Source organism: Mycobacterium sp. (assembly GCF_035653355.1).
Classification (GTDB): Bacteria; Actinomycetota; Actinomycetes; order Mycobacteriales; family Mycobacteriaceae; genus Mycobacterium.
This window is the reverse complement of the sequence record NZ_DASRBZ010000036.1, coordinates 1-5,378: the sequence shown is the minus strand read 5'-3', so window position 1 is coordinate 5,378 and position 5,378 is coordinate 1. Positions and strand designations below refer to the sequence as shown.

At 67.5% G+C, this 5,378-nt stretch carries 6 protein-coding genes and 1 pseudogene; 2 read left to right on the top strand and 5 right to left on the bottom strand.

The features are described 5' to 3' along the window. Together VFA16_RS01065 and purL are read right to left on the bottom strand one after the other, a co-directional pair. Window positions 1-628 (bottom strand): alpha/beta-hydrolase N-terminal domain-containing protein (locus tag VFA16_RS01065; protein WP_324966034.1); only part of this gene is annotated, 628 nt, incomplete at its 3' end. Between the two features lie 10 nt (window positions 629-638). Next, complete coding sequence (gene purL, locus VFA16_RS01060) at window positions 639-2,933, bottom strand: phosphoribosylformylglycinamidine synthase subunit PurL (RefSeq protein ID WP_324966033.1); 2,295 nt, start codon at window positions 2,931-2,933, stop codon at window positions 639-641. A gap of 153 nt (window positions 2,934-3,086) precedes the next feature. Between purL and VFA16_RS01055 the strand changes: the two genes are divergently transcribed. Then, window positions 3,087-3,332 carry a hypothetical protein gene (locus VFA16_RS01055; RefSeq protein ID WP_324966032.1) on the top strand — a complete coding sequence of 82 codons (246 nt, stop codon included), beginning with the start codon at window positions 3,087-3,089 and terminating at the stop codon, window positions 3,330-3,332. Here VFA16_RS01055 and VFA16_RS01050 read toward each other — a convergent pair. Both VFA16_RS01050 and VFA16_RS01045 read right to left on the bottom strand, forming a co-directional pair. Then, a complete protein-coding gene (locus VFA16_RS01050; protein ID WP_324966031.1) occupies window positions 3,329-3,676 on the bottom strand; it encodes a VOC family protein in 348 nt (115 codons plus the stop codon). The two genes, VFA16_RS01055 and VFA16_RS01050, sit on opposite strands and share 4 nt — an antisense overlap. 23 nt (window positions 3,677-3,699) lie before the next feature. Then, window positions 3,700-4,506 (bottom strand): helix-turn-helix transcriptional regulator, encoded by an 807-nt coding sequence (locus VFA16_RS01045; protein WP_324966030.1) that lies wholly within the window; start codon window positions 4,504-4,506, stop codon window positions 3,700-3,702. Window positions 4,507-4,632: 126 nt separating this feature from the next. Here VFA16_RS01045 and VFA16_RS01040 point away from each other — a divergent pair, with 126 nt between their 5' ends. Further along, on the top strand, window positions 4,633-5,058 hold the full coding sequence (locus tag VFA16_RS01040) for a nuclear transport factor 2 family protein (protein WP_324966029.1): 426 nt from the start codon (window positions 4,633-4,635) through the stop codon (window positions 5,056-5,058). Window positions 5,059-5,066: 8 nt separating this feature from the next. Here VFA16_RS01040 and VFA16_RS01035 read toward each other — a convergent pair. Beyond that, window positions 5,067-5,378 (bottom strand): annotated as a pseudogene (locus tag VFA16_RS01035) (M18 family aminopeptidase); the annotation flags it as partial.

Genomic DNA, 5,378 nt, shown 5'->3' with positions numbered 1-5,378 from the left:
CCAGGACGCCGTTGATCAAGGTCACCAGCAGCACGACGACGATCGTGGTCCCGATGAACAGCGCCACCTCGTTGTGCAGATGCCAGCGCCTGATCAGCATCCGGGCCAGCAGCTTGACTGCATCGATGAGCACCCGGCAGGTCGCTACCAGCAGAGCGCTCACCACGACTGCGACGATCAGCGTGCGCAGGTAGCCCAACGTTGTTGGTCCCGGGAGACCCATCAGCGCCGAGACCTGCCGCTGCCAAGCGGCCGCTGGGATGAGCATCAGCACAGCGGCCGCCGGCGCGATCACGACGACAGCTGCCTTCAGGCCGAGCAACACCCGCGCTGGTGGCGGCCACCAGCGCGCGCTGCGCAAGACAAAACGCTGCGCGGCTTTTTCCACCAGCACACCCAGCCCGTAGCCGAAGGCGGCGTTGATGCCGCCGATCAGTCCCTGGAACAGCCAGGTTCTCGGCAGCAGCGACGGCGTCAGCGACAAGCAGAAAAACAGCGCGCCGAAAACCACCCCGCCAAATCGAAGCCGCACCAAGCTCCACGCCCACACCACCAGCGGGTGCCGCCCGTCAGCCGCACGCGGTTCGGTGGCCGGCTCGGTTGTGGCGTCATGGACGGGGGTGCTCATGCCCGGATACTCATCCGAACAGTGCGGGCAGCACTTCTTCGGAGGTGCCGCGCAGCTCGGCCAGGGATACGGTGAACAAGCCCTGAACGTCGACAGCATCCGATGCTGGGTCGACTACCCCGATGCGCGCGGCAGGCAGCCCGCGCACCTCGCACAGCGAACGGAAGCGGCTTTCTTCGGTCCGTGGCACCGCGACCAGCACCCGTCCCGGCGACTCGGAGAACAACATGACGAACGGGTCTGTGCGGTCGGGAAGCACAATGCGGCAACCGGTTTCACCCGCCAGCGCCGCCTCCACCACCGCGATGGCCAGGCCGCCCTCGGACAGGTCGTGGGCCGCGGAGACCAGCCCGTCGCGTGACGCCGCGGTCAGCACATCGGCCAGCAGCTTCTCGCGGGCTAAGTCGACTTTGGGTGGCAGCCCGCCGAGGTGGTCGGCGCTCACCTGCGCCCACACCGAGCCGTCGAATTCGTCGCGGGTGTCGCCGAGCAGCATCAACGTCTCCCCCGCCTCGGTGCCCATCGCGGTGGGGATACGCCGGTGCACGTCATCGATGACGCCGAGCACACCGACCACCGGGGTCGGCAGGATGGGGGTAGATCCCGTCTGGTTGTAGAAGCTGACGTTGCCGCCCGTCACCGGAATCCCCAGGGCCGCACAGCCATCGGCCAAGCCGCGGACGGCCTGCGCGAATTGCCACATCACCGCCGGGTCTTCTGGTGAGCCGAAGTTGAGGCAGTTGGTGACCGCGACCGGGGTGGCCCCGGTGACGGCGACGTTGCGGTACGCCTCGGCCAACGCGAGCTGGGCGCCGGCGTAGGGATCCAGCGCCGTGTAGCGGCCGGACGCGTCGGTGGCCACCGCGATGCCTCGGCCGGTGGACTCGTCGACGCGCAGCATTCCCGCATCGGCATGCGCGGCCAGCACGGTGTTGCCGCGCACGTAGCGGTCGTACTGTTCGGTGATGAATCTGCGGCTACACAAATGCGGGCTTTCAAGCAGCGCAAGCAAAGTCGCGCGCAGCTCGTCGCCGGTGGTTGGCCGCGGCAACCGGGTGGACCGGTCGGCGTTGAGGTGGTCCTGCGACTCCGGGCGGGCGAGCGGACGCTGGTACACCGGTCCCTCGTGGGCCACCGTGCGCGGCGGCACGTCGACCACCGTTTCCCCGTGCCAGGTGATGCGCAACCGGTCGCCGTCGGTGACCTCACCGATGACCGTGGCCAGCACGTCCCATTTGCGGCACACCGCCAGGAAAGCATCAACGTTCTCCGGCGCGACCACCGCGCACATCCGCTCCTGCGACTCACTGCACAGCACCTCAGCGGCGGTCATCCCCTTGGTGCGCAGCAGCACGGTGTCGAGTTCGATCGCCATGCCGCCGTCTCCCGCCGAGGCCAGTTCCGAAGTGGCGCAGGCTAATCCGGCCCCGCCGAGGTCCTGGATGCCGATCACCAGACCGCCCGCGTACAGCTCCAGGCAGCATTCGATGAGCACCTTTTCCATGAACGGGTCACCGACCTGAACCGACGGCAGCTTCTTGCGTCCGGGTCCGGCCTCGTCGCCGCCGAAGGTGTCCGACGCCAGCACCGACACTCCGCCGATGCCGTCGAGCCCGGTGCGCGCGCCGAACAGGATGATCTTGTTTCCAGTGCCGGACGCGAACGCCAGGTGCAGGTCCTCCTTGCGCAGCACCCCGACGCACAACGCGTTGACCAACGGGTTGCCCGCGTAGCAGGCGTCAAAGACGGTCTCGCCGCCGATGTTTGGTAGGCCCAGGGAATTGCCGTAGCCCCCGATTCCGCGGACCACCCCGTCGACCACGCGGCGGGTGTCCGGGGCGTCGGCGGGGCCGAAACGCAGCTGATCCATGACGGCGACGGGCCGCGCCCCCATGGCCATGATGTCGCGGACGATGCCGCCGACACCGGTGGCCGCGCCCTGGTAGGGCTCGACGTAGGAGGGGTGATTGTGCGATTCGACTTTGAAGGTGACCGCCCAGCCGTCACCGATGTCGACGACACCGGCGTTCTCCCCGATGCCCGCCAGCAAGCCGCCGCGCATCGCGTCGGTGGTGGTCTCGCCGAAGTAGCGCAGGTGCACCTTCGACGATTTGTAGGAGCAGTGCTCGCTCCACATCACCGAGTACATGGCCAGTTCAACATCGGTTGGCCGGCGGCCCAGGATTTCGCGGATGCGCTGGTATTCGTCGTCTTTGAGACCCAGCTCGCGGAAGGGTTGCGGCTGATCAGGGGTGGCGGCGGCCCGCTCGACGGTATCGACCGCGTGCGTGAGCCCGAACGTCACGCAGACAGTCTAGATTCCCCATCATCCGGGGAGTTCGCACACGGCGGTAGACGTTTGCATCCGTGACGGATGGGTAGCCGCACAGAGTCCGGCGATGATGCGGGACGCGGGACCCGAGCAGGAGCCGGACAAAGGACCGAGTCCGATTGGAGGATGACGATGACCGCTGAGACCGGACAAGTCACCGGCACCAAAGACAAGAACTACAACCTGATTTGGTACACCGAGCAGTGCCTGGAAAACGCGCTGCGGCTGGAAACCTACATCCAGGACGCCGAGCGCGACGGCGACAACGAAGTCGCCGACCTGTTCCGCAAGGCGCAGGCCGACAGCCGCAAGGGCGCGCGGATGGCCGAGCAGCTGCTGGCCAGGCGGCTCGAAGAGGCGTTCAGGGCCTAGCGCCCGGCGACGCAGAAGGCGTTGCCGTCGGGGTCAGCCAACACCACCCAGCGAAAGTTGTCACCGATCCTGTGCTGGCCAATGCGGCTGGCCCCGGCGGCTTCCAGCCGGCTCACTTCCGCATCGACGTCGGCGGCGCTGAAATCCAGGTGCACCCGGTTCTTGCCCGGCGTGGGATCGGGAACCTTCTGAAACCCCAGCCGTGGGCCCTCCGGGCGGGCCACCACGACGAATTCGCCGGGGATCAATTCCTGCGTCGTACCGTCGAACTGAGCTGCCCACCAGCCTGCCAGGCGAGCCGGGTCGGAGCAGTCGAAGGTCACCATCTCAACGTTGAGCGCCATGCGGCAACGCTACTTGAGCGCGCTCACGCGACGGACCCGACACGTGCAGTGCGCAGCAGATCGGCGCTCGCGGCATCGGCGGGATAGAACAACTCGACGGCCAGTTCGGAGAGGGTGACGTCGAGCGGCGTGCCAAACGTCGTCAGCGTGGTGAACATCGAAAGGCGTTGCCCACCAGGCATTTCCAGTTCCAAAGGAATCAGCAGCGAAGCGTTGCCGTGCGGTGCGTTCCATGCCGCCGCAGCGGTCGCGACACCGGGATAGCCGCGCACCTCCTCGTGGATATCCTGTACCGCCGGGTCGCCGGTGAGCGCGATCGTGCGCCGGAGCTGATGGAGCAGGTAACCCGCCCATTCCTCGAAGTTCAGGGTCCGGCCGGCGAGGCCGTCGGGGTGCAGTGACAGCCGGTAGACGTTGGCAGGCGGCCCGAGCAAGCCCTGCGGTAGGCCAGCGGTCAGCGCCGCCGCCGCGGCGTTGGCCCCGACGATGTTCCAGCACCGGTCGATGACGATGCCGGGATAGGGATCGTGCGCATCCAGCAGCCGCTGCACGGCGACACGAGCCGGCGTCAGCGCGTCGTGCTCCAGAGGGCGTGACGGATAGCGCGGGGCATAGCCGGCGGCCAACAGCAGTGTGTTGCGTTCCCGCAACGGGATGTCGAGGCCCTCCGCCAGAGCGAGCACCATCTCGGCGCTGGGACGCGAGCGCCCGGTTTCGATAAAGCTGAGATGCCGGGCCGAGACGCCCACCCGCAACGAAAGCTCGAGCTGGCTCACCCGGCGACGCTCTCGCCACCCGCGTAGTAATCCGCCAACCGTCGAGTCGGTCACAAAGAAACCGTAATCGCAACGATGCGTGGCGGCGATGACCTCCGAGGTAATTGTGCAGCCGCAACCCGGCGACGCACGCTCGATGCGGCGGGCGCTACCGGAGCGCCCCGACCCTTGGAGGAAGCCATGACCGACATTCAGTCCGCTTCGCGCCTAACCAGTTCCGACTCAGCGGCCCCGATGTTCAGCGCTGAGCTGTGGGCGGCGTATTGGGCCGCCCCGACCCTGACCCGTGGGTTTGACGTTCTGGCCGACGACATCGTCGGCTACTGGCCAGGAGACCCGGAACCCGTGCGAGGCAAAGAGGCATACACGGCCAAGATCGCCGAATTACTGACCGCGGCACCCGATCTGCGGCTCGAACTCATTGACAGTGCGACCGTGCCCGGCGCCACCGAGGGCGAGCAGCTGGTGTTCTTGCACTACGTGGGCCAAGGCACCGGCCCGGCCGGACAGATTAGGATCCGCGGGCTCGACCGGGTCCGCACCCGCAACGGCATGGTGGTGGAAAACGTCATCCGCTACGAACCGGCCTTCCTCGCCGCGCGCTGAACCCTGCGTCACTGCGGCGCCAAAAAGGCCTGCAGCGCAGCCGAATACGCGGCGATGTCGGCGGCGCCCATCAGTTCGCGAGCTGAATGCATTGCCAATTGCGGTGCGCCCACGTCGACGGTCGGGATGCCGGTTCGTGCCGAGGTGATCGGGCCGATCGTCGAACCACACGGCAGGTCGGCGCGGTGTTCGTAACGCTGCAACGCCACGCCGGCCTGCCGGCAGGCGAGCGCGAACGCCGCAGCGGTGCGCCCGTCGGTGGCATACCGCAGGTTGGGTTGCGTCTTGAGCACCGGGCCCCCGTTGATTGCGATCGGGTG